The following is a 23,346-nucleotide window of genomic DNA, read 5'->3' as shown; positions in this document are numbered from 1 at the left end:
GCTTTCGGTTGTTTAAAAAGTTAAAATAAGAACAAATGTTTGTATTGGCGGTGTGAGGATAAAATGCAATTAAATGCGGAAGATTTAGTAAAAGGATTGAATCCACAACAGAAGAAGGCAGTTGAAACGACGGAAGGACCGCTTTTGATTATGGCTGGGGCCGGAAGTGGGAAAACGCGTGTTTTGACGCATCGTATCGCGTATATGATGAAAGAGCGTGGAGTGAATCCTTACAATATTTTAGCGATTACGTTTACGAATAAGGCTGCGCGAGAGATGAAGGCACGTGTTGGTGGTTTGCTAGGTTCGGAAGCGGAATCGATTTGGATTTCGACATTTCACTCGATGTGTGTACGGATTTTACGCCGGGATATTGAGCGTATTGGTTTTAATCGTAATTTTACAATTTTGGATGGCGGGGACCAGATTTCGGTTATTAAAGGTATTTTGAAGGATAAGAATGTCGATACGAAGAAATTTGAGCCGCGCGGAATTCTGGCGGCGATTAGTAATGCCAAGAATGAATTGATGAATGCAGAAGAATACAAGAAGGAAGCATTTGGCTTTTTTGATCAGATGGTTGCGGATGTATATGTGGAATATGAGAAGAAACTAAAAAAGAATCAGTCCCTTGATTTCGATGATCTAATTATGGTGACAATTCAGTTGTTTGAGCGTGTGCCGGATGTACTGGAATTTTATCAGCGGAAGTTCCAATATATACATGTGGATGAGTACCAAGATACGAATCATGCGCAGTATATTTTAGTAAAGTTGTTGGCAGCGCGTTTCCGTAATCTTTGTGTTGTTGGGGATTCGGATCAATCAATTTATGGTTGGCGTGGAGCGGATATTACGAATATCATGTCATTTGAGAAAGATTATCCAAATGCGCAAACGATTTTGTTAGAGGAGAATTATCGTTCAACTAAGCGGATTTTGGCGGCTGCGAACCGGGTGATTGAGAATAATAGTAACCGGAAGGCGAAGAATCTATGGACGAATAATGATGAAGGTAAGAAAATTTTCTATCATAAGGCGTTAACGGAAAAAGAAGAGGCTGCGTACGTCGTTGCAAAAATTCAAGAGGAAGCTAAGATGTCGAACCGCCCGCTATCAGATTTCGCGATTCTTTATCGGACAAATGCGCAGTCGCGTGTGATGGAGGAATTCTTCATGAAGTCGAATATGGCGTATCAGATGGTTGGTGGCACGAAGTTCTATGATCGCAAGGAAATCAAGGACCTATTGGCTTACTTGCGTCTGATTTCAAATAATGACGACGATATTAGTTTGGCACGGATTATTAATGTGCCAAAGCGCGGTGTTGGCGCAGGTTCGATGGATAAAGTTGCAAATACGGCTACGGCTTACGATCTAACTGTTTTTGAGGTGCTGGACAGAATTGAGATGGTCGGATTATCGGCGAAGATTTCGAAACAATTGATAGAATTTCATGATTTGATTAAAGGTTTTACGCAAATGCAAGATTATTTGTCAGTGACGGAGCTGGTGGAGCAGGTACTTGAGAAATCGGGATATCGCGCGATGCTAGAAAATGAGCGGACAATTGAGGCGCAGACACGTTTAGAGAATATTGACGAGTTCTTATCTGTGACGCAAAACTTTGAAAAGGAAAATGAGGACAAGACGTTGATCAGCTTTTTGACAGATTTGGCACTTGTGGCGGATGTGGACAAACTGGACGAAGAGGACAAGTCACGCGGTGCTGTGACGCTCATGACGCTACACTCAGCAAAAGGTTTGGAGTTTCCAGTTGTCTTTTTAGTTGGACTCGAGGAAGGAATTTTCCCACATAGTCGAGCGCTTTTTGAGGAAGATGAGATGGAAGAAGAGCGTAGATTGGCTTATGTTGGGATTACGCGTGCGGAAGAAGAGCTTTACATGACGAGTGCGTATTCGCGGATGTTGTATGGTCGTTCGACGGCGAATAAAGAATCACGTTTTATTGATGAAATTCCAGATGATTTAATTGAAATGGCACACGAGAATAGCTTGAAAGAGGTGCCGTTTGCGAAGTCATCGATGCACAGTAAATCAGTTGTTGGCTATAGTTCATCAGGCGCTGAGAAAGAGGCGTGGACAGTTGGCGATAAGGCGAGCCATAAGAAATGGGGCGTCGGAACGGTTGTCAGCGTGAAAGGAACGGGGAGCAACATGGAGCTTGACATTGCATTCCCAAGTCCAACTGGAGTAAAACGATTGCTGGCGGAATTTGCGCCTGTTGAAAAAGTATAAGTAGGTGAAGCGAAATGGCTGAAAGAAAACGTTATGAAGAATTAATTAAAGAACTGGAAAGGCTTAGCTATGAGTACTATGTTGCGGATAACCCAACAGCTCCGGATTCTCTTTACGATCAGCTCTTGCACGAATTGATTGGGCTGGAGGAGAAGAATCCGGACTGGGTAACACCAGAATCGCCTTCACAGCGTGTCGGTGGAGAGGTATTGGCTGGCTTTCAGAAGGTGGCGCACGAAACGCCAATGCTTAGTCTTGGCAATGCTTTTAACCATGAGGATTTGCAGGATTTCGACCGTCGGGTGCGTGAGAAGGTAGGAGATGATGTCGCTTACATGTGCGAACTCAAAATTGATGGTTTAGCGGTTTCTTTGCAATACGAAGCAGGAAAGTATAAACGTGGCGCAACACGTGGTGACGGAACGATTGGTGAGGATATTACATCGAATTTGCGAACCATTCGCTCGATTCCGATGTCACTCAAAGAGCCGTTCACGATTGAAGTTCGCGGCGAAGCGTTCATGCCGAAACAGTCATTTCAAAAACTAAATGAAAAGCGAGAAGAAGATGGCTTAGAGGTTTTTGCCAATCCTCGTAATGCAGCAGCAGGATCTCTACGCCAACTAGATACTAAAATTGCTGCATCGCGGAACTTAGATATTTTTTTTATATGCAGTTGCGGATTTTGGCGATATGGGTGTCGCGTCACATAGTGAAGGATTGGCACGCTTGGAGAATTTGGGCTTGAAGGTGAATAAGGAGCGTCGCTTGTGTCAGTCTCTAGAAGAAATTTTTGCATACATTGAAGAATGGACGGCAGGCCGTGCAAACCTTGCTTATGACATCGATGGAATCGTGATTAAGGTAGATAGCTTAGCGCAGCAACAAGCACTTGGATTCACTGCAAAATCACCGCGCTGGTCGATTGCTTATAAATTCCCAGCTGAGGAATTGGCAACGAAACTGCTAGATATCGAGCTTGGTATTGGACGAACGGGTGTCGTGACGCCGACTGCGATTTTAGAGCCCGTGCGTGTGGCAGGGACAACGGTTGGTCGAGCTTCACTTCATAATGAAGATTTGATTCGCGACCGAGATATTCGGATTGGCGATACTGTGATGATAAAAAAAGCCGGTGATATTATTCCGGAGGTCATTCGAGTGGTGGCAGAAGACCGAACAGAAGAACAAGTGCCATACCAAATGCCCACGCATTGTCCAACATGTGAGAGTGAGTTGGTTCGTCTGGAAGGTGAGGTGGCACTACGCTGTATTAATCCAAAGTGCCCAGCACAGTTAAAAGAAGGCTTGATTCATTTCGTTTCGCGCAATGCGATGAACATCGACGGTTTAGGTGAAAAAGTAGTCGTGCAGCTATTCGAACAAAAATTAATTACAGATGTGGCAGATTTGTTTTTCCTTTCGGGCGAAAAGCTGGTAGAATTAGAGAGAATGGGCGAGAAGTCTGTTCAGAATTTATTAGCTTCCATCGATAAGAGCCGCGAAAATTCGTTAGAGAAATTACTGTTTGGTCTTGGTATTCGTCATGTTGGCGCAAAGGCTGCGAAAGTTTTAGCCCAGTATTTCGAAACGATGGACGCGCTTCGTACCGCTGAAAAAGAAGCATTGATTGAGGTGCCTGATATTGGCGAGAAGATGGCTGACTCGGTCGTTGCTTATTTTGAGAATGAGGAAGTACATGATTTGTTAGCGAAGTTAGAAAAAGCCGAAGTAAATATGATTTATACAGGCCCAAAATTAGAATTAATGCCGGAAGAAGCGCTAGTTTTTGCAAATCAGAAAGTTGTTTTAACAGGGAAATTAGAGCATCTGAAGCGTGAGGAAGCAAAGGCATTAATTGAAAGTTTAGGTGGAAATGTAACGGGGAGCGTAAGTAAAAATACGGACGTTGTTGTGGCAGGAAGTGATGCGGGTTCCAAACTGGCTAAGGCTGAAGAACTGGGGATACCAGTATGGAGCGAGCAAAAATTAATGGAATATTTACCAGATGAAGGTGGTCAAAACAAATGAAAAAATTACTAGTCGTTTCCCTTAGCACCGCTCTTTTACTTGCAGGTTGTGCCCCGAGTCTCGATTCGGATGAACAGGTTGTGCAGAAAAAAGACACGCAACAAGCAGAAACAGGAATTATGACAAAAAACCAGATTTCCGCGAATTACTATAAAACAGTTTTACCATATAAGGCGAGTAAATCACGTGGGTTAGTCGTTTCAAATATTAACTCCCGCTATGATATTAATGAATTAGAATCTGGATTGATGCGAGTTTCCCAGCAGAGTTATTCACCAGATGATTATCTATTTCAAGAAGGGCAATATTTGACGACGGAGACGTTAACGAAGTGGTTAGATCGCTCAAGTGATAAGAATAAGGATGGTCTGAATCCGAAAGATAACGGCAAGGATGGCGATCAGCGTGCCCCAATTTATTTGGCACATATTTTGGAACAGAATTATTTGAAGAAGACAGACAAGGATACAGTAGGACTGGGCGGTATTTCGATTGCACTTGCGATGAATTCTGTGGATTATTACCAGAAAGAGAAATTTGGTGCGACATTTGAGCAAAATATTTCTGATAGCCAATTATTGGCGCAAGGTAAAGAGATGGCTACGACCGTTTTGAGCCGGATTCGGGCGATAAAAGGCTTGGATTCTGTACCTGTGACGATTGCAATTTATAAACAAGGAAAGCGTGATGGCGTTGTGCCAGGTAATTTTCTTGCTTTTGCTAATGCAGATGGCGCGAGTCTTGGCAAATGGAAAACAATCGATGAGAAGAGTTATGTGTTGCCTTCTGCGGACGCGAAATCAGACCACAAGACGGATAACACTTCGTTTGAAGATTTTAAAGCCGACATCGAGAAATATTATCCAAACTATACAGGTGTCGTAGGGCGTGCTCGTTATGAGGACGGCGAGATGACAGATCTTAATATTGATATCCCATTGCAATTTTATGGAGAGGCAGAAATTATCGGATTTACGCAGTATGTGACGGATTTAATTGGAAAACATCTCTCGACAAATGCGGCAATTCAGGTTAATATTACTACAACCGATGGTACTGCGGCGCTTATCACGCGCAAGGCAAATGATGACACGCCAACAGCACACATCTTTGATTGATAAAATTTGGAAGGTGAGCACCGATTCACGCGGTGCTTCCTTCCAATTTAAAAAGGAGGAAAAATTTTGACAACTATTTCAAAAGAGACTGTAGAACGAGTGGCAAACTTGGCGCGCCTAGAAGTAAGTGACCAAGAGGCTGAAAACTTTGCAACACAATTAGGAAACATTATTCATATGGTGGAGAAATTGAGCGAGTTAGACACGGCTGATGTTGAACCAACGTCACACGCGATTGAAGTATCCAATGTATTGCGTGATGATATATCAATTCCAGGCCTACCGCGCGAAAAAGTATTACAAAATGCACCGAATCAACAAGATGGTATGTTTAAAGTACCGACGATTATGGAAGACTAATTTTAGATATATCAGGAGGGAATTAATTTGGGATTATTTGAGCATTCGGTAAAAGACTTACATGAAAAGCTTGTAAAAAAAGAGATTGCACCATACGATCTTGTGAAAGAGTCATTTGATCGCATCGATGCTGTTGAAGATAAAGTAAAATCGTTTATTACACTAAATCGCGATAAGGCGCTAGATGTTGCGGAAGAACTAGGAGATGCTGGGATTGACCCGAACAATATGTTAGCAGGCCTTCCGATTGGTATTAAAGATAACATTGTGACGAAAAATCTACGCACAACGGCTGCAAGTAAAATTTTAGAGAACTTTAATCCAATTTACGATGCAACGGTCATGCAAAAATTGAAAGCCGCGCAAACAATCAATATTGGAAAAGTGAACTTGGACGAGTTCGCTATGGGTTCCTCAACGGAGAATTCTTATTTTCATACAACGACAAATCCGTGGAATTTAAACAAAGTACCTGGTGGTTCTTCGGGTGGTAGTGCTGCAAGTGTTGCTGCTGGTGAAGTATTATTTTCATTGGGATCAGATACGGGTGGATCCATTCGTCAGCCAGCTGCATTTTGTGGTGTTGTTGGGATGAAGCCTACATATGGCCGTGTTTCTCGATATGGCTTAATTGCCTTTGCTTCATCGCTTGATCAAATTGGACCAATTACGCGTACAGTAGAAGATAATGCGTATTTGCTAGAGGCAATTTCCGGCGTCGATCCATACGACTCAACGTCTATCGATCAACCAGTAGAGAATTTCGCGGCTCATTTGACAGGAGATATTAAGGGGTTGCGTATCGGTGTACCGAAAGAATACATCGGTGAAGGTGTGGAACCAGGTGTGAAAGAAGCCGTTCTAAAAGCGTTGAAAACATTAGAAGATTTAGGCGCAACATGGGATGAAGTTTCTTTACCTCACTCTGAGTACGGCGTTGCAAGTTACTATATCCTAGCTTCCAGTGAGGCATCTTCCAACTTAGCACGTTTTGACGGTGTACGCTATGGTTATCAGTCGCCAAATGCGCATACATTAGAAGAACTTTACAAAAAAAACACGTGCTGAAGGTTTTGGTGATGAGGTAAAACGTCGCATTATGTTAGGAACTTTTGCTTTAAGCTCTGGTTACTATGACGCTTACTACAAAAAAGGACAACAAGCACGTACGTTGATTAAGCAAGATTTTGCGAAAGTGTTTGCTGATTACGACGTGATTATCGGCCCAAGTGCACCAACTGTTGCGTTTGATATTGGTGGTTTGATTCACGATCCAATCACGATGTATTTGAACGATTTGTTGACAATTCCGATTAACTTGGCTGGACTTCCAGCGATTTCGGTTCCTTGTGGGCTCTCAGAAGGCATGCCAGTCGGGCTACAAGTGATTGGTAACTACTTTGACGAGAAAACGATTTACCGTGTCGCACACGCGTTTGAACAAGCTACAGAATTCCATAAAGAAAAACCAAGTTTATAAGGGAGGGCGAGACATATGAATTTTGAAACAGTAATTGGACTTGAGGTTCACGTAGAATTAAAAACAGAATCCAAAATCTTTTCGCCGGCACCTGCTCATTTTGGCGCTGAACCGAATACAAATACACACGTGGTAGACCTTGGAATGCCGGGCGTTTTGCCAGTTTTGAATAAAAAAGCAGTAGAATACGGTATGAAAGCAGCGATGGCAATCAACTGTGAAATCGCAGAGCATACGAAATTCGATCGCAAAAATTATTTTTATCCAGATAATCCGAAAGCATACCAAATTTCGCAATTTGATAAACCAATCGGCGAACATGGTTGGATTGATGTGGAAGTGAATGGCGAGAAGAAACGTATCGGTGTAACCCGTCTTCATTTAGAAGAAGATGCTGGTAAAAATACACATACATCACACGGTTATTCACTTGTTGATCTTAACCGTCAAGGTACGCCACTTGTGGAAATCGTTTCTGAGCCAGATATGCGTACAGCTGATGAGGCTTACGCTTATCTCGAAAAAATTAAATCAATCATCCAATATACCGGCGTGTCTGATGTGAAAATGGAAGAAGGATCGATGCGTTGTGATGCTAATATTTCGATCCGTCCAGTCGGACAAAAAGAGTTCGGCGTGAAGACCGAGCTTAAGAACTTGAACTCGTTTACAAACGTGCGTAAAGGTATCGAATATGAAATCAAACGTCAAGCAGAAGTTTTGATGGCTGGTGGAATTATCGAGCAAGAGACGCGCCGTTTTGAAGAAGCAACTGGTAAGACGACATTAATGCGTATTAAAGAAGGTTCAGATGATTATCGCTATTTCCCAGAGCCAGATTTGGTAGATTTATATATCGATGATGCTTGGAAAGAACGCATTCGTGCTGAAATTCCCGAGCTTCCAGATAAACGCCAAGCGCGCTATGTTGCTGACTTAGGTCTTCCAGCATATGATGCGATGGTTTTAACACTAACAAAAGAGATGTCTGATTTCTTTGAAGCGACAATCGAAAAAGGTGCGGACGCGAAACAAGCATCTAACTGGTTGATGGGTGAAGTTTCGGCCTATCTAAACGCAGAGCAACAAGAACTTGCTGATACGAAATTAACGCCTGAAAATCTAGCTGGCATGATTGGTTTGATTGAAAAAGGTACGATTTCATCTAAAATCGCGAAGAAAGTTTTCCGTGAGCTGATTACAAATGGTGGGGATGCTGAGGAGGTTGTGAAAGCAAAAGGACTTGTTCAAATTTCTGACGCTGGTGAACTTCGTAGTATTATTTCCGGAATCCTTGACCAGAATGAGCAATCTGTTACCGATTTTAAAAATGGAAAAGATCGTGCAGTAGGTTTTCTCGTTGGACAGGTAATGAAAGCAACGAAAGGCCAAGCCAATCCAACGATGGTTAATGAAATTTTAGTGGATGAAATGAATAAGCGTTAAATAGCATTATATATCAGACTGTAGATAAACCTACTTTACATGATTTCTTGCCAAACCTCAGCGTTTATCGACACGCTGGCATTATATATTACTGGGAGCCGTATTTAGCTCCCGGTATTTTTTTGCATATCAACTGTCTTCAAAATGGGTTTTTGAGTAGAAATTTGGTATAATGAAAAGTATTCGGGGCTGAGATGGGCGTAACAGCGTTTATATTCAGATTTGAGAGGACGGAGAATATACTATGCAAAAAAGAGCACGGGTGATTTATAACCCAACATCAGGACGGGAAATCATTAAGAAAAACTTGGCTGATGTGCTGACTATATTGGAGAATGCAGGCTATATAACGAGTTCCCATGCAACGACACCAGAAGAGAATGATGCCAAAAACGAAGCACGGAAAGCTGTTGAGGATCGTTATGATTTGGTTGTGGCAGCAGGTGGCGATGGCACGATTAATGAGGTTATTAATGGTATCGCGGAGCAGGATTACCGACCAAAAGTAGGGATTATTCCGACTGGAACGACAAATGATTTTGCAAGAGCGCTGAAAATTCCACGTGATGTGATTAAAGCGACAGAAATTATCGCAAACGGCGCTAGCGTTGCGATGGATATTGGTAAAGCGAATGATACGTATTTTATTAATATTGGTGGTGGTGGTCGAATTACCGAACTGACATATGACGTGCCAAGTCGCTTGAAAACGATGCTTGGACAGCTGGCTTATTATTTGAAGGGCATTGAAATGTTACCTTCCTTGAAACCAACGCAAGTCAAGGTTGCCTATGATGATGGCGTTTTTGAAGGTGAAGCGATGTTTTTCTTGCTGGGCCTAACGAATTCAATTGGCGGTTTTGAGAAAATTGCGCCTGATGCTAAGTTGGATGACGGTAAATTTTCATTAATTATCGTGAAAAAAGTGAATTTGGCGGAATTTATTCGATTAGTGACACTGGCTTTGCGAGGCGATCATATTAAAGAGCCGAATGTTATTTATGTGAAGTCAGAGAAAGTGATTGTGCATTCGGAAGATCAAATGTTAATTAATTTGGACGGTGAACTTGGTGGTGAGACACCGATGACATTCCAGAACTTGCGCCAACATATTTCGTTTTTCGCTAATGTAGCGGATATCCCAGCGTCAGATTTAAACAATAAGCAAATGGAAATGATTGATTAATACAGGATATAGTGGCCGAATGTCTCTTGAAATACTATGAGATATTCGGTTTTTGTAATATGTTTCGCGATAAATGTAACTTTTGTAAAGAAGTTGTATTAATTCGTAAAATGTGATATACTTGCAGAAGCCTCCAGTGGGCAGTCAGAAATAAGGAAGAAGGTGTTTACGACTTGAAGAACAGTCGTGTAAGCCGTTTTATTATTGGTTTGTTGGCATGCATAGCCGTCGGTGGTGCAGCCTTTCTAATATTTTGGAATGTACAGGCGGAAGAAATGACACCTGTTGTTGATCAAGCGAAATTAATGGATAGTAATAGAACGTGGATTAAAACAAACACTAGCATTGCAATTGGGCCGAATTTAGTTCTTCCAATTAAGGGCGACGATACAGTAACGAGTATCGCGAGCAATGGTGATTTAATTCTCGACACAACGAACAAAGCTGTTTTAGCAAAAATGGCTAAAGTGGATACAAAATATCAAGCTATAGATCGTTTTCGAGTGCGAATTTTCGCGAATAAGGTATCGACAGTAATGAATCCAGCTGCTTTTCAGTATACGCATGACAAAGTGGATGGTTTCTTGACGAGTTATTCTATTTTGAGTGGGACACTAGACAAAACTGCGGGTAAAAGTTTTGAACTCACCGCAGAAGTTGGAATGCCGATACAGGTGAACGAGAAGTTAGACACAAAATATTCTAGCGGTCTTGCTGAGAAAGTTGCGCCAGTTTTGGGAATCGATCCGAAAATAGAGTGTCAGTACTTAGAGGATGAGTTTAACATTGTAGCTGGAGAAACGGTGAGAGCTTTCCCTAGACAATTGGCGTATCATTTTAGCGCTGAGAAAACGTCTTTTGCCTTTTTTAAAGGAAATAGCAATGAGGAAATCACACAACCAGTTGGATTGGAATATGTGATTAAGGAAAAAAGATAGGTGTGCGCCTATCTTTTTTTTGGTATAATGTGAGGAGTTGAAATATGAGAGGGAGGGCAAGTATGGGTGCTCCAGTGAGTAAGAATGAGTGTATTGATGTTGTTTTTGAGGATTTGACACATGACGGTAATGCTGTCGCTAAGATAAATGGATATCCGATTTTTGTGCCTCAAGGTTTGCCGGAAGAGATGGCGCGAATTAAGGTTATTAAGACGAATAAGAACTATGGATTTGGCAAAATTATCGAGTTGATGAAAGAAAGCGCGGACCGGGTAAGACCGCCTTGTGTTGTTTATGCGCAGTGTGGTGGTTGTCAGTTGCAGCATTTGAGCTATGATGGGCAATTGCGTGTCAAGCAGAAACAAGTGGAGCAAGTGATGAAACGGATTGGGAAACAGGATGTGGAAGTATTACCGACGCTTGGAATGGCAGAGCCTTGGCGCTATCGGAATAAGGCGCAGGTTCCAGTTGGATTTGTGAATGGGAAGTTGGTTGCAGGCTTTTATCAGCAACGGACGCATCAAATTATTGATATGGATACATGCTTGATTCAGCATGAGCAAAATGATGCGGCGATTCAGATGGCACGTGGAATTTTTGCGAAATATCATGTGGAGCCTTATGATGAGGTGACTCGAAAAGGAGTACTGCGCCATTTGATGACGCGTTTTGCGACATCAACGGGTGAGTTGATGCTTGTGATTGTTACGACAAAGCCAAATTTTCCGAATAAAGAGCAGATCGTTGCGGACTTACAGGCAGCGATTCCAGGCCTAACATCGCTTGTTCAAAATGTGAATGCGGCGAATACAAATGTGATTTTTGGCGACCGTACAGATGTTTTATGGGGCCGTGAGTATATTATGGATACGATTCATGGCATTTCTTTTGCAATTTCGGCTCGTTCGTTTTATCAGGTAAATCCGGAGCAGACGGAGATTTTGTATGCAGAAGCGTTACGTATGGCGGGACTTACAGGAGATGAGACAGTAATTGATGCGTATTGTGGCATTGGTTCGATTTCACTTTGTTTGGCGAAAGAGGCGAAGCATGTTTATGGTGTAGAGATTGTGCCACAAGCGATTGAAGATGCGCGTGCTAATGCAAAGTTAAATCATATGGATAATGTGACTTTTGAAGTGGGGAAGGCCGAGGAGATTATTCCAGCTTGGTTTAAAGATGGCATTGTGGCGGACGTGCTCGTTGTCGATCCACCGCGTAAAGGTTGTGATGAAGCATTACTCGAAACGATTTTGAAAATGAAACCGAAGCGGGTTGTATATGTGTCGTGTAATCCATCAACGTTGGCGCGGGATATGCTTGTGTTGACGAACGGTGGGTATGAGGCGAAGGTGGTTCAGCCTGTTGATATGTTCCCGCATACCGCTCATGTGGAGTGTGTGACGGTGCTACGACTAAAAAACTGATAGAAATGAAATCCTTAGTTTTAAATACTTTTAATTTTGATAGGGCGAGAGCTTTATTGAAAAAGAATATGGTAAAGAACTTCCGCCATTTAAAATTAATCAAATAATAGACACGCAGCTCAGAAAGTTTATTTTAGAAAAGTAAATTGTTTCTGAGTTTGGTTAAGAATCATAGTAGAATAAAGAAGAACAGGATTTTCTGAAGAAGAGAATCCTGTTTTTACGTATGTTCTGCTAGCAGTTTTTAATTACCATATGGAATGGTATAATTAAGAGGATATAAGAGAATACGATCCAATTATCACACAGACAATCCAACTAGAAAAGGAGGGCAAGTTAATGTCGAAGAAAATCCAATTACCAAGTGGGCGGTTATCGGAGCACGCAAAAGAAATCAGCAATAGCGCCAATGATATATCATTCCATTTAAGCCCTACGATGTCATATTCAACGAGTTCTGCACGTCAATTAGTACAAAGTAGTATGGACGCAGCAAACATGATTAAAAGTATGCCAGAAGCCTTTAACAAGGACGTTCAAAATTTAAAAAAATGTCGAACAAGCTTTTGTTGCCTCGGAGAAAGCGATGGGGGACATGTGGAGTAAAGCGCTCCACTTAGACAAATAAAAAAAGACATGAGGAGTGAACATAGGGAATGAAACAGCAGGAAGATGCGGTAAGAAGGAGTTTAGAGAAACAGCGGGAATTAGAAGATGTTGAGCGCGAGTTTCGGCAATTAAAACAGCAACAAGAAAACTTACTCGCACAAATTGGGAATGCGTGGCGAGGAAATCATTCGGAGAACAAATTAGGTGCCATCGCATTAGATTTAACACAAGAACAACGCATGACACAAAAGAAACTCTACAACCTAGATGACCAACTGCAAGCCGAATCCAAACAAGCAAAAGCCGACGTCGAACGAGCGAAAGAGGCGAAAGCGGATGCCACGCATTGATATTGGCGAAGTACGTTATTTTGTGGAACAGTTTTTAAGAGAATCTCAACAATTGAAAGAAGCACTGACAAATTATCGAAAAGCCGTCGCAAAAATTGTTGCGGACAATGACATCAAAGGAGAAATGGCAGACAGCGCGAAAGACTATTACCAAACGGTTCATTATCCGATTGTGGATACAACGAAATCGTGTATGACTGATGCCGAAGAAATTCTTAAAAAATATGTTTCGGATTTTCATAACCAAGTCGATCCATCCATGAACGCCCGAATTGATTCTGATGAATTACAGGAACTCCAAGGCGAAGTGCGCAAATGTCAAAATCGCTATGAAGATCTGCTAGTGAAAATGAAATCCATGGCAGGGGGCTCGTTGTTAGGACAACAAATTGGGATGCAATTAGGGATGCAAACGGCGATGGGACAATTACAGCATGAAATGCAAATCATTGAACGGTATTTAGATTTTGATATGAGCCATCAAAATGTGATGTACGACGTCCTATCTAAGTTGCATCAAGTGAAGCAAGGCTTAGCGGAAATTCAAAGTAGTAAAGCCTTTAATACGGTCAGTCATACATTCAATACGAAAGCAATACATATGGGATGGCTGAATGGCTTGGTAACCGAGAAAAAGCCGAAACAATATAACTTTGACGACTACACGAAAACACTAGAAGGAAGTTATTGGGTACTAAGTAAGAATGGCATCACCGACCAAGAAAGCGCCAAAGCCACCATTGCTTTCAATGATGCCTTAAAAGATGGTACAATTAAACTAGCCGATGAAGAATCAGGCGACTTTATGACCGATTATATGATTGGTGCTGTTAAAGGAATCAATATACTGAATCCAGATCAGCCATTAACCAAGATGCAAAGTTTCTCCATTATTGCAGGTGTTATGACTAGTATGGTTGCGGTTAGGGGAAGCCGAAGCATAATGTATTCTAAAAAAAAATATTTCGAAAATAGAATCGGATTTAGTAATAAAACAACCGAAAAAAGAAAAAAGGAGCCAAACACATCAAAATTAGAACCTGTAGTTGTTCCGAAAAATGTAAATAAAGCACAATACAATGTCATTAGAGATGTTGAGAGCGGAGCAGTCAAGCTCATAACAACAAAGAGAAAAGGGAATTATGGCGAGATGAAAATGGATGTACACTATGAAAGTACTACCTACACTCGAATTAGCTCAGATAGGGCTACTAGCTTAGATGATAAAATAGTAAAAGGAATCGATGGTATTTATGAAAACGCGAGTCCACCGCCCAAATATGTTATTGCAGAGGCTAAGTATAATACATCACGTTTAAGTAAGACTCAAGATGGACTACAAATGAGTGATACATGGGTGGAGCAATCAAGAAGGCTTGAAAAAGCTGTTGGCAAGTCAAAAGCTGATGAGATTATTCAAGAAACACTTCTAAATCCAGAAAATGTTGAGAAAGTATTAATCAATATTGATAAAAATGGAAAAGTTGTAGAAAGTGTTTTAGATGAAGCAGGTAAAAAAATAAAAAAATTAGAATAGAGGTCACACGCATGAGGGATACAAGAAAAAACAAGCAATATTATGAAGAATATTTAAATGAAGAAGATCAAAGAATTGCTAATTATAAAGATTTAGTGATAAAAGTCCAAGATAAATTTCCCAATGATCATGAAAGAATTAAAAAAGCATATGGGATGGTACTCAACTTATCAGTATTTAGACTTAATGCTCTGTACTCTATGGGGACGGAAATAGAGACAATTAAGGATTACTATTATGAAGTTGTCGAATATATGCAGAAAGGGTGGAATTCTGAAAACTATACTACCATGCTATGGATGGTGTCATGGGGGATTTTACTTGGAGCATCTCATGAAAGCATGCAATCATTGTATGAGTTACAGAGTAAAGCGAAAAAAGAAGATTTTCTAATTGAATATTTATTTCATGCAAACAACTCTATCTGGGGAATTAACACAAAAAATCTTTTGTTTCCCGAGGATTTTAAAACTCTTATGGAGGTAGTTCAATTAGAAGATAAGAAAGTAGCGATAAATAGACTAAAATTTTATTTAGAAAATGAATGGTATGAAATGTATGATGATACAGGTTGGTATGAATCACATAACCATTCTGAAAAAAATATATAGTGGATATTGGAGTTATGAAAGTGGTGCGATTGCTAAAGTATTACAGCTTGATGATGAAGTACTGAAAGAGGTTAAATATTACCCGTATGATCTAGTGCATTACAAATGATGCAACATGAATAATACATGATAACCTTCTAGCAGAAATGTAAAATAAACGGTTTAGATAATGAATCCTAGGGTTATTTTCTAAATCGTTTTTTCTCTTTTGTACCAAGAGCACACTTCTTATTTCATAGATTATATATGTGGCAGTTTGCTATAAAGTTAAGGTCAAAGGAGTAGATCAGTGAAGAAAATTAACGATGATTTATTCGGTGAAATAAAATTCGATTTATATTGGAGTGGAAAAAAATCAATCAACATGTTCGGAAAAAAATATGACGTTATTTTAAGTATTGATGGGGAAGAAGATGCTGATTTTTCACCAATTCAGCCCAAGGCATACACACGTATGTCAAATGGAAGATTAGATTTACCAGAAGGTTTAAGGAGATAATTAGATGAATAGTAAAAATTATGCTTCACTATGGTTAGGTAATATGGATGAAACAACTTTTAATGAGTATTTTGAAATAAAGTACATAAAAGATGGAGATAGTATACCGTCTCCATTCGAAAAAGATTTTACGATCGGGTATTATGACCGAGATTTAGTTGAAAAATTTTGGGCGGAGGAAGGCTCTGATAATATTGAAATTCTGCTAGAAGATTTTTCATATGATGAGCAATTGATAGAGCAATTTCGCAATGTGAGTTTGAGTGAATCTTTTAATGCAATAGTTTTAGTGTATGGTTATAATTATATTGGTAAGACCAAAATAAGTACTTATAAAAATGGGATTCTAAATTTCATAGGTGTTTCCACATATATGGACGAATAAGTTAATTAGCAGAAAATGATTTACTAGAGGCAGCGGGTAAAAATATTTTATGACTAATCACAAAATGTTTTTGCACCAAGGAGCGAAGAAATAATGAAATATAATTTTTTAACAGAAAATCCAAATAATAAATTTTATCCAGTAGATTCAGAGGATATTGACATAGTACAGACTGACTTAGATATTATCTTCCCTCAAGAACTATTCGGTATGTATACAAACATTGGCTATAGATTCATAAAAGGTTCGAGGCATAATGTGAACAGGCTGATGGACCCGTTATCTGTTAGAGATTTTCGTTTAAAGCAAAATGATTTTGAACTCTTCCCTGATATTGATGTGTATGATGATTTAGAGGATGAATTGATTTTTTTCGAGGCAAATGAAACTGCCATGATATCAATCAAGCTAGTAGACAGTGAGTCAAGTCCAATTTATTATGATGAATTTAAAATTGCCAATTCTTTAGCTGAATTTTTACAAAAAGTTGCCCTAAATAAGGAAGGATTATGATGATTACAAAATATAGAACAGAAAATCTTGATAGCTGTGTATCCCTATTAATAGAAAGTTACAATTGTGAACCTTGGAATGATTGCTGGACCCCAGTAACTGCCAGAAAGTACTTGGAGGAATTTGCAGAGGCAAGAAGGTTTATTGGCTTTTTATTTTGGGATGGAAACGAAATTATCGGTGTAGCATTTTCGCATGAGAGAACGTGGATGGATTCTAGTGAATTATATATCGATGAATTCTACATTTCGCCTCATCACCAAAGAATGGGGATTGGCAAAAAAAAAATTAATGAGAGCGTTGGAAGACTATGCAGTTGAAAATGGCTGTGAGAGTATAGCTCTAGTTACAGATAAAGATAAACCAGCGTTTGAGTTTTATAAAGAATTTGGCCTGTCCAGTTCACGTCATACTGTTTTCATGTTTAAATCAGAATTGAATTAATAGGAGTTATCTAGGAACCAAATTTGCAACTCCTCCTAAATTAAGTTAAAATGACACGTGATACGGAAAATAGAAATTTAGAGTGAGGTGTTCTTTATGACAGCAGGTGAAATGACGCCTAAAGTGGATGAGTATCTAGGGAAGGCGAAGCGATATAAGGACGAATTTACAGAGTTGAGAAGAATCGCACTTGAATGTGGTTTAACGGAAGATATTAAATGGAAAAATATTTGTTTCATGTCTGAGGGCAAGAATGTGGTGCTGATTCATGGCTTTAAAGAATATTTTGCATTGCTGTTTATGAAGGGCGTTTTAATTAAGGACCCAAATAGTATTTTGATTCAGCAAACGCCAAATGTGCAGTCAGCACGCCAGATTCGCTTTACGAGTTTGGAGCAAGTTACAAAAATGGAGCCGATTATTAAGGCTTATATCGAGGAAGCGATTGCGGTCGAAAAGTCGGGTGTTGAGGTAGAATTCAAAAAGCAAGAGGAGACAGACATTCCAGAAGAGTTACAGCGGAAATTCGATGAGATGCCTGCTTTTAGAGAGGCTTTTGAAAAGTTGACGCCTGGACGTCAGCGGGCTTATATTCTGTTTTTTGCGGCTCCAAAACAAGCAAAAACGCGGGAATCACGGATTGAAAAAAATGTGGATCGGATTATGGATGGCATTGGCTTGAATGACCGATTTTAATGAGGAGGAGATACAAAATGGAAAAATTATTTGATGAAACACATGAATCGGAAGCTCGCTATTATCGTACGATTTGGTATGGTTATTTCGAAGGTGATTTAGATCAGGCATTGCAAGAAACCATCATAGCAACGGTTCAAAATGATTTAGCACAAAAGCAGGAAAATCCGCCGACTGCAACGCATTGGGTATTTTATAGCGGGGAAACGAATAGAGATGCGGTTGATGCTTCGGTTCGTGCTTCTTTCATGGTTCGTTATCGTGATGGTGAATTTGTGAGTAACTACAACATGAGCGATTTTAATTTTGTGATTGCTTTTGATAGTATTATGGCTTTTAAAGAAAACTTGGAAAAGAAACTAAACGCGTAAAGGTGCAGATTTTATGATTACAGTCAGTCAATTATTTTGGTTTGTACTTGTTGCTTTACTCTCACATGTCGTTGGTTTCATACCAAAAGATAAAGGACGTTCGTGGATTACGATACTTATCTTGGTATTACGTATTTACTGGTCGATTTTTTTGCTTGGCATAGGTGTTCAGGCGACGATAATTTTGGTTGCTTTTGAAGTGATTACGGTTATTATTGCTGCGATTTACATGGCTGCAACCAAGAATGAACGGGCGAGTTATAAGTGATTACGTACTTTTCAAAAAAGATGCCACACTGTACAATTTTTTTGTGCAGTGTTTTTTTGCTCGGTATATGTTTATTTTTATATGGAAATGGCTATATACATATAATTAGTGAGGAGTGATTATTATGCGGGAACTTCATTTTCAAGAAAAGATGAATGGTTTTCAAATGAGATTAGTCTCCGAAAGCACCAAGATGTATACGCATATTACAATCATTGCTAGAAATGATGTGGGTGAGAGCTTTGAGAATAGTACGAAACATCTCACATTTTTGTTGCACCCAGAGATAATGCTCGGCCGTGCAACAAAGAAATTCAATCGTAAAAATCCGTACGGCATCAGGTTCGATTGGAAAAGGAAGGCGGATATGATATGAGGAGTCCATGACAAAACTCACAGCTATTACCAATCCTTTTTGTATTCATAATTGTCAAAAATCTACATTGACAAACGTTGTTGTTAGCTATAAAATGAGAACAATCAACTGGAAAGGGTGACATCAAAATGGTACAGATAATTAAAAAAGGCACACCGATTTATGCGATGGATAAAGCGAATAAACCGGTTGCAACTGTGAAAGATGGCGATCGATTGATTTTTGAAGCATATGATTGCTTTGAAGACCAAATTACAGACGAACAAGGCGCTTTTGAGAAGTTGGACTGGAATCGAATTAATCCGGCAACAGGCCCAGTTTTTGTAGAAGGGGCAGAGGTTGGCGATATTCTTGCAGTGACGATTGAAAAGCTTGATATTGGTGACACGGCGACGCTTTTTACAGGTCCTGATTCGGGCGTTATGGGTGATGAGCTAACGGAAAATACAATTCGTCGCCTCCCGATTGTAAATGGATCGATTGAGTTTTCAGAAAATATCGAACTACCGCTAAATACAATGATTGGTGTCATTGGGACGGCGCCTGCTGGGGATGCGGTTTCATGTGGAACGCCTGATTCGCACGGTGGGAATATGGACTGTAAAGAAATTGGCGAAGGGACGACATTATTTTTGCCAGTGAATGTTGCGGGAGCTTTGCTTGCGATGGGTGATTGTCATGCGGCAATGGGTGACGGTGAAGTTTCGGTTTGCGGAGCAGAGGTGCCTTGTGATATTACAGTGACAGTAAAGGTTATCAAAAATAAAGATTGGCCGACACCGTTTTTAATTCGTGATGGGAAGTTGGCGACGATTGCTTCGGCGAAAACGTTAGATGAAGCAAGTGTGATGGCAACGAAGCAGATGGCTCACTTTGTGGAGCAGTACACAGATTTGTCAAAAGGAAACGCGATTCATTTGCTATCATTAGCAGCAGATTTGCGCGTTTGTCAAGTTGTTGATCCGAATAAAACAGCGCGGATGGTATTACCACTTACGTATCTTACAAAATGGAGCACAGAGGAGCTGAACTAACATGGCACAACCAGAAAAAGGGAGCTTGGAGTCATTTGGCTACAAGCAGGAATTAAAGAGAACACTAACATTGAAGGATTTAATTATTTATGGACTTATATTTATGGTCCCGATTGCTCCGTTCGGTATTTACGGAGAAGTCGTAACAGCATCAAAGGGAATGATTGTGCTAACGTACATGATTGGTATGGTTGCGATGCTGTTTACGGCACTTAGTTATGGCTCGATGTCACGGGCTTTTCCAATCGCTGGTTCGGTATATGCTTATGCTCAGCGCGGAATTAATAAAACAGTCGGATTTCTCGCAGGTTGGATGATTTTACTGGACTACGTTTTTGTGCCGGCGCTACTTTATGTCGTTTCGGCGAACTCGTTAAAAGCGATTGTGCCGGATGTGCCAGTTTGGATTTGGCTTGTAATATTTATTTTAGTAAACAGTTGGATTAACATTCGCGGGATTGCATTTACGGCGCGTGCGAATATTATTTTCCTAGTTGGAGAATTGATTGTGCTGGCGATTTTCATTGCGGTTGGTGTTGTTGCCATTTCGAATGGTGCGGGCGATGGTGTGACGATGAAACCGATTTATAACGCCGCTGATTTTAACTTGCCATTCGTGATGACTGCGGTTTCTGTGGCGGTGCTTAGCTTCCTAGGTTTTGACGGGATAAGCACGCTTGCCGAGGAGACAAAAGGTGGCAATAAGACAGTCGGAAAAGCGATTCTGTGGGCGTTGATGTTAGTCGGATTTTTATTCATCATTCAAACGTACATTGCAGCTTTGATTCATCCAGATTATCTTAATTTTGACAATATTGACACGGCATTCTACCAAATTGCCGGAGAAGCTGGTGGACCGTTTCTGAAAAATGTAACGATTATTGCAACGATTCTTTCTTGGGGTTTTGCGAATGCACTTGCTGCACAGGCAGCCATTTCAAGAATTTTATTCGGGATGGCGCGCGATCAAAATTTACCTAAGTTCCTGGCAAAAGTACATCCACGTTTCCAAACACCATATTTAAGTACGCTTATGGTTGGATTCGTATCTTTAATAGTCGGACTGATTTTCGTAAATGATATTGGAATACTGTCATCCATCGTTAACTGCGGTGCATTGACAGCATTTCTAGTTATTCACGTTTCGGTAGTGTACCATTACATCATCAAAATGAAGTCGAGAAATTATCTGCTACATTTATTAGTCCCAGTAATCGGCTTCTTGATTATTTTGTACGTAATGATAAATCTTGATAATCTAGCGAAAATTATCGGTATTTCCTGGCTTGCCGCTGGGGTTGTCTATTACACGATTCTGCGTCTGACTAAAAAGAAAACAACGATTGATATGGATTAATTAAAAATAATGCCAATACTATTATTTCGTCATGATACAAAAAGTTCCTAATCAGTGTCCTTGTCACGATGTTTCTTGATGCATCACTATGTTTAAAAGAAGTGGAGAGGCTTCGGCGCACAGTCACAAAACGAACATAGGAATAAAAAACTCAAGTCTAGAAAAAAGCTAAACAAGATAAAATCGCCTTACTCATTTTTGGTTGAGTAAGACGATCATTATGCTTGGTACAAATCGAGTGCTTGTCGCCGATTTATTTGGCCTATATTCTAGACTCGAGCTTTTTTTCGTGTCAGGAGGCTTACAATAAGCGTTATAATAACATTTGCTGCCAGTGGTAAGAAACCAATGTTGATATCGCTTATCGCAGTTGGCGCATCTGGCAGTAGCGTGGCAAGTGTCATGCTGTAATTACTAATGAAAATCGTAATCAGTATACCGACGATAATTCCCGCAAGCGCACCTTGTTTTGTCACTGGGTTATTTTTCATGAGACTGGCGAACAATGACGGGCAAAGTTGCACAATCAAACTATAACCAACTTGCAGAATCGCGGCAAGGGCATTTCCACCTTGAAACACAAATAAGCAAGAAATAATTGCGAGAATTGGGACACAAAACTTAGATAGGCTTGCAATCTTAGCATCGGGTGTATTTGGTTTGTAGCTATAAATAATGTTTTTCGTTAGTAGCGTAGCAGCGCTCATGAGTAGCATGGAACCAGGAACGAGAGCCGTTAGCATACCCGCAGCGCCAATAATTCCAACGAACCACGGATCAAAAGTCTTCATAGCGAGTTGCAATAGTGCAAGGTCGCTGGCGTCACCTTCTAGCCCAGGAATCTGCAAAACAGCGGCAAGTCCGATAAAAATAACAAATAAGAGCATTAATGTGTAAATTGGACTAACAATTGCATTTTTGCGGAAGGTTCGGGCATTTTTAGCTGTGAAAGTGGATGCGAAAACTTGGGGCCACATGTAGAAACCAAGTACGTAAAACAGAACGGTTGAAATGAACCAAGTTACGGTATATGTCGTGTGTGGAAATGTGAGTAGTTCTGGTTTTACCGTTGCAATTTGGTCGAACATTTGGCCAATACCGCCGTAATAGTGAATCGGCAAGTAAATCCCCATAAAAACAATAACTGCAAGAATCATGAAATCTTTGAGAACGGCAATCCAAGCGATACCTCGGACACCGGAGATAACCGAATAAATAATGATGGCAATTGTACCCACGACCACAGCAACTTGCATCGGAATCGTGCCATAAGAAGTCAAGGAGACGATAATGCCGAGCCCTTTTAACTGGATGACAACGATTGGAATAATCGCGATAACACCAACGAGCGCTACGACAACACCGAGCAAATTACTATCATATTTTTTGGCGAAAAAATCAGATTGGGAAACGAGCCGGTGTTCGTGTGCATATTTCCAGATGAGTGGCAATAAAAAATAAGATGTGACGTAGGATAGTGCAATGTAAACCATCACGTATACCGCAGATATACCTTTGGAGTATGCCCAGCCGCTTCCTCCAAGAAAAGAAAATGTCGTGTAAACTTCACCTGCTGTAAGTAGGAATACGAAAACGGTATTAAAACTACGGCCACCAACGGCCCAATTTTCCAGATTCATTTTTTGTTTTTGGCGTGCCCTTATTCCGATGACTAAAGTAAGCAGGAAAAATGCGGTTAAGATGATGAGTGCGGTCATTTTTCTTCCCCCTTATTTTGCTTATCGAAGTGGTAGACGATGCCTAGAATGCATGTGGAAAGTAGGATTCCTGCAGCGACCCAGAATAAGTTGAATGGCATTCCAAGAATCATCGGCTGTATCCGGTTAGCAAAGGGCATTCCGGCTAATATAAAGATAAATGGAATAATGAGTAGCAACTTTGCCATGACATTCCCTCTTTTCCTAATTGAAAACTGCTTTCATCTTACATTATTATAAGTATTTTTTCAATGAGAAATGACTTTGTTTTAGGAAAATGAAATGGATACACGAAAAGCTCACGAGCTGTTATCTAAATCGTGGGCTTTTCGT

At 40.3% G+C, this 23,346-nt stretch carries 23 protein-coding genes and 3 pseudogenes; 24 read left to right on the top strand and 2 right to left on the bottom strand.

What is annotated here, in order from left to right; translation table 11 throughout:
- Positions 1 to 63 precede the first annotated feature (63 nt).
- From pcrA to PROCOU_RS06950, 24 genes and pseudogenes are all read left to right on the top strand, one after another.
- Positions 64 to 2,259, top strand: a complete 2,196-nt coding sequence (gene pcrA, locus PROCOU_RS07060) for a DNA helicase PcrA (protein WP_036070895.1) — start codon at positions 64 to 66, stop codon at positions 2,257 to 2,259.
- A gap of 14 nt (positions 2,260 to 2,273) precedes the next feature.
- Positions 2,274 to 4,290 (top strand): annotated as a pseudogene (ligA, locus tag PROCOU_RS07055) (NAD-dependent DNA ligase LigA).
- Positions 4,287 to 5,408, top strand: a complete 1,122-nt coding sequence (locus PROCOU_RS07050) for a CamS family sex pheromone protein (protein WP_036070892.1) — start codon at positions 4,287 to 4,289, stop codon at positions 5,406 to 5,408. The pseudogene ligA and the gene PROCOU_RS07050 overlap by 4 nt, the downstream one beginning before the upstream one ends.
- A 66-nt stretch (positions 5,409 to 5,474) precedes the next feature.
- Positions 5,475 to 5,768 carry an Asp-tRNA(Asn)/Glu-tRNA(Gln) amidotransferase subunit GatC gene (gene gatC / locus PROCOU_RS07045; RefSeq protein ID WP_036070889.1) on the top strand — a complete coding sequence of 98 codons (294 nt, stop codon included), beginning with the start codon at positions 5,475 to 5,477 and terminating at the stop codon, positions 5,766 to 5,768.
- Between the two features lie 27 nt (positions 5,769 to 5,795).
- Positions 5,796 to 7,248: pseudogene (gene gatA / locus PROCOU_RS07040) on the top strand (Asp-tRNA(Asn)/Glu-tRNA(Gln) amidotransferase subunit GatA).
- Between the two features lie 15 nt (positions 7,249 to 7,263).
- Positions 7,264 to 8,694: an Asp-tRNA(Asn)/Glu-tRNA(Gln) amidotransferase subunit GatB gene (gene gatB, locus PROCOU_RS07035; protein WP_036070887.1), complete on the top strand. Its 1,431-nt coding sequence runs from the start codon at positions 7,264 to 7,266 to the stop codon at positions 8,692 to 8,694.
- 244 nt (positions 8,695 to 8,938) lie between these two features.
- Positions 8,939 to 9,880 (top strand): diacylglycerol kinase, encoded by a 942-nt coding sequence (locus tag PROCOU_RS07030; protein ID WP_036070885.1) that lies wholly within the window; start codon positions 8,939 to 8,941, stop codon positions 9,878 to 9,880.
- Positions 9,881 to 10,053: 173 nt separating this feature from the next.
- Complete coding sequence (locus PROCOU_RS16485) at positions 10,054 to 10,818, top strand: hypothetical protein (RefSeq protein WP_051994261.1); 765 nt, start codon at positions 10,054 to 10,056, stop codon at positions 10,816 to 10,818.
- 62 nt (positions 10,819 to 10,880) lie between these two features.
- Positions 10,881 to 12,245, top strand: coding sequence for a 23S rRNA (uracil(1939)-C(5))-methyltransferase RlmD (gene rlmD, locus PROCOU_RS07020; RefSeq protein WP_036070882.1), 1,365 nt, complete (start codon positions 10,881 to 10,883; stop codon positions 12,243 to 12,245).
- A gap of 339 nt (positions 12,246 to 12,584) precedes the next feature.
- The gene (locus PROCOU_RS07015) at positions 12,585 to 12,851 is read left to right on the top strand and encodes a TIGR04197 family type VII secretion effector (protein WP_036070880.1); all 267 of its coding nucleotides are present in this window, start codon (positions 12,585 to 12,587) and stop codon (positions 12,849 to 12,851) included.
- A gap of 50 nt (positions 12,852 to 12,901) precedes the next feature.
- Positions 12,902 to 13,204, top strand: coding sequence for a hypothetical protein (locus PROCOU_RS07010; RefSeq protein WP_036070875.1), 303 nt, complete (start codon positions 12,902 to 12,904; stop codon positions 13,202 to 13,204).
- On the top strand, positions 13,191 to 14,741 hold the full coding sequence (locus PROCOU_RS16480; protein ID WP_051994260.1) for a T7SS effector LXG polymorphic toxin: 1,551 nt from the start codon (positions 13,191 to 13,193) through the stop codon (positions 14,739 to 14,741). Before PROCOU_RS07010 ends, PROCOU_RS16480 begins: the two co-directional genes overlap by 14 nt.
- 11 nt (positions 14,742 to 14,752) lie before the next feature.
- Positions 14,753 to 15,461, top strand: a pseudogene (locus PROCOU_RS18040) (PoNe immunity protein domain-containing protein).
- 180 nt (positions 15,462 to 15,641) lie between these two features.
- Positions 15,642 to 15,851 carry a DUF6985 domain-containing protein gene (locus tag PROCOU_RS06995; RefSeq protein ID WP_036070873.1) on the top strand — a complete coding sequence of 70 codons (210 nt, stop codon included), beginning with the start codon at positions 15,642 to 15,644 and terminating at the stop codon, positions 15,849 to 15,851.
- Positions 15,852 to 15,855: 4 nt separating this feature from the next.
- A complete protein-coding gene (locus PROCOU_RS06990) occupies positions 15,856 to 16,236 on the top strand; it encodes an immunity 22 family protein (protein WP_036070870.1) in 381 nt (126 codons plus the stop codon).
- A 93-nt stretch (positions 16,237 to 16,329) separates the two neighbouring features.
- Positions 16,330 to 16,749 (top strand): SMI1/KNR4 family protein, encoded by a 420-nt coding sequence (locus PROCOU_RS06985; RefSeq protein WP_036070867.1) that lies wholly within the window; start codon positions 16,330 to 16,332, stop codon positions 16,747 to 16,749.
- Entirely contained in the window at positions 16,749 to 17,069 is a 321-nt protein-coding gene (locus PROCOU_RS06980; protein WP_051994258.1) for a GNAT family N-acetyltransferase, read from the top strand. Before PROCOU_RS06985 ends, PROCOU_RS06980 begins: the two co-directional genes overlap by 1 nt.
- Entirely contained in the window at positions 16,984 to 17,193 is a 210-nt protein-coding gene (locus PROCOU_RS19270) for a GNAT family N-acetyltransferase (RefSeq protein ID WP_425268385.1), read from the top strand. Before PROCOU_RS06980 ends, PROCOU_RS19270 begins: the two co-directional genes overlap by 86 nt.
- 96 nt (positions 17,194 to 17,289) lie before the next feature.
- On the top strand, positions 17,290 to 17,889 hold the full coding sequence (locus tag PROCOU_RS06975) for a YdeI/OmpD-associated family protein (protein ID WP_036070865.1): 600 nt from the start codon (positions 17,290 to 17,292) through the stop codon (positions 17,887 to 17,889).
- A gap of 17 nt (positions 17,890 to 17,906) precedes the next feature.
- The gene (locus tag PROCOU_RS06970; protein WP_036070862.1) at positions 17,907 to 18,260 is read left to right on the top strand and encodes a hypothetical protein; all 354 of its coding nucleotides are present in this window, start codon (positions 17,907 to 17,909) and stop codon (positions 18,258 to 18,260) included.
- Positions 18,261 to 18,273: 13 nt separating this feature from the next.
- The gene (locus PROCOU_RS06965; protein WP_036070859.1) at positions 18,274 to 18,528 is read left to right on the top strand and encodes a hypothetical protein; all 255 of its coding nucleotides are present in this window, start codon (positions 18,274 to 18,276) and stop codon (positions 18,526 to 18,528) included.
- A 124-nt stretch (positions 18,529 to 18,652) separates the two neighbouring features.
- Complete coding sequence (locus PROCOU_RS06960; RefSeq protein WP_036070857.1) at positions 18,653 to 18,904, top strand: hypothetical protein; 252 nt, start codon at positions 18,653 to 18,655, stop codon at positions 18,902 to 18,904.
- A gap of 128 nt (positions 18,905 to 19,032) precedes the next feature.
- On the top strand, positions 19,033 to 19,938 hold the full coding sequence (locus PROCOU_RS06955; protein WP_036070855.1) for an acetamidase/formamidase family protein: 906 nt from the start codon (positions 19,033 to 19,035) through the stop codon (positions 19,936 to 19,938).
- Position 19,939: 1 nt separating this feature from the next.
- Positions 19,940 to 21,295, top strand: a complete 1,356-nt coding sequence (locus tag PROCOU_RS06950; RefSeq protein ID WP_036070853.1) for an APC family permease — start codon at positions 19,940 to 19,942, stop codon at positions 21,293 to 21,295.
- Positions 21,296 to 21,564: 269 nt separating this feature from the next.
- Here PROCOU_RS06950 and PROCOU_RS06945 read toward each other — a convergent pair whose 3' ends face one another.
- Both PROCOU_RS06945 and PROCOU_RS06940 read right to left on the bottom strand, forming a co-directional pair.
- Positions 21,565 to 23,013, bottom strand: coding sequence for a sodium:solute symporter family protein (locus PROCOU_RS06945; RefSeq protein WP_036070851.1), 1,449 nt, complete (start codon positions 23,011 to 23,013; stop codon positions 21,565 to 21,567).
- Entirely contained in the window at positions 23,010 to 23,201 is a 192-nt protein-coding gene (locus tag PROCOU_RS06940) for a DUF3311 domain-containing protein (protein ID WP_036070849.1), read from the bottom strand. The genes PROCOU_RS06945 and PROCOU_RS06940 overlap by 4 nt, the downstream gene beginning before the upstream one ends.
- Between the last annotated feature and the right edge of the window lie 145 nt (positions 23,202 to 23,346).

Source organism: Listeria rocourtiae FSL F6-920 (assembly GCF_000525975.1).
In the GTDB taxonomy this organism is placed as follows: Bacteria; Bacillota; Bacilli; order Lactobacillales; family Listeriaceae; genus Listeria_A; species Listeria_A rocourtiae.
This window is presented reverse-complemented; position numbering and strand designations above follow the sequence as displayed.

Excerpts from the sequence above, each read along its gene's own strand:
- PROCOU_RS16480 (WP_051994260.1), top strand. The coding sequence starts at position 13,191 with ATGCCACGCATTGATATTGGCGAAGTACGTTATTTTGTGGAACAGTTT.
- PROCOU_RS07010 (WP_036070875.1), top strand. The coding sequence starts at position 12,902 with ATGAAACAGCAGGAAGATGCGGTAAGAAGGAGTTTAGAGAAACAGCGG.
- PROCOU_RS06955 (WP_036070855.1), top strand. The coding sequence starts at position 19,033 with ATGGTACAGATAATTAAAAAAGGCACACCGATTTATGCGATGGATAAA.
- gatB (WP_036070887.1), top strand. The coding sequence starts at position 7,264 with ATGAATTTTGAAACAGTAATTGGACTTGAGGTTCACGTAGAATTAAAA.
- PROCOU_RS06950 (WP_036070853.1), top strand. The coding sequence starts at position 19,940 with ATGGCACAACCAGAAAAAGGGAGCTTGGAGTCATTTGGCTACAAGCAG.
- PROCOU_RS06970 (WP_036070862.1), top strand. The coding sequence starts at position 17,907 with ATGGAAAAATTATTTGATGAAACACATGAATCGGAAGCTCGCTATTAT.
- PROCOU_RS19270 (WP_425268385.1), top strand. The coding sequence starts at position 16,984 with ATGAATTCTACATTTCGCCTCATCACCAAAGAATGGGGATTGGCAAAA.
- rlmD (WP_036070882.1), top strand. The coding sequence starts at position 10,881 with ATGGGTGCTCCAGTGAGTAAGAATGAGTGTATTGATGTTGTTTTTGAG.
- PROCOU_RS06990 (WP_036070870.1), top strand. The coding sequence starts at position 15,856 with ATGAATAGTAAAAATTATGCTTCACTATGGTTAGGTAATATGGATGAA.
- pcrA (WP_036070895.1), top strand. The coding sequence starts at position 64 with ATGCAATTAAATGCGGAAGATTTAGTAAAAGGATTGAATCCACAACAG.
- PROCOU_RS06965 (WP_036070859.1), top strand. The coding sequence starts at position 18,274 with ATGATTACAGTCAGTCAATTATTTTGGTTTGTACTTGTTGCTTTACTC.
- PROCOU_RS06975 (WP_036070865.1), top strand. The coding sequence starts at position 17,290 with ATGACAGCAGGTGAAATGACGCCTAAAGTGGATGAGTATCTAGGGAAG.
- PROCOU_RS07050 (WP_036070892.1), top strand. The coding sequence starts at position 4,287 with ATGAAAAAATTACTAGTCGTTTCCCTTAGCACCGCTCTTTTACTTGCA.
- PROCOU_RS07015 (WP_036070880.1), top strand. The coding sequence starts at position 12,585 with ATGTCGAAGAAAATCCAATTACCAAGTGGGCGGTTATCGGAGCACGCA.
- PROCOU_RS06980 (WP_051994258.1), top strand. The coding sequence starts at position 16,749 with ATGATTACAAAATATAGAACAGAAAATCTTGATAGCTGTGTATCCCTA.
- PROCOU_RS07030 (WP_036070885.1), top strand. The coding sequence starts at position 8,939 with ATGCAAAAAAGAGCACGGGTGATTTATAACCCAACATCAGGACGGGAA.
- PROCOU_RS06985 (WP_036070867.1), top strand. The coding sequence starts at position 16,330 with ATGAAATATAATTTTTTAACAGAAAATCCAAATAATAAATTTTATCCA.
- PROCOU_RS06945 (WP_036070851.1), bottom strand. The coding sequence starts at position 23,013 with ATGACCGCACTCATCATCTTAACCGCATTTTTCCTGCTTACTTTAGTC.
- PROCOU_RS06940 (WP_036070849.1), bottom strand. The coding sequence starts at position 23,201 with ATGGCAAAGTTGCTACTCATTATTCCATTTATCTTTATATTAGCCGGA.
- PROCOU_RS06960 (WP_036070857.1), top strand. The coding sequence starts at position 18,653 with ATGCGGGAACTTCATTTTCAAGAAAAGATGAATGGTTTTCAAATGAGA.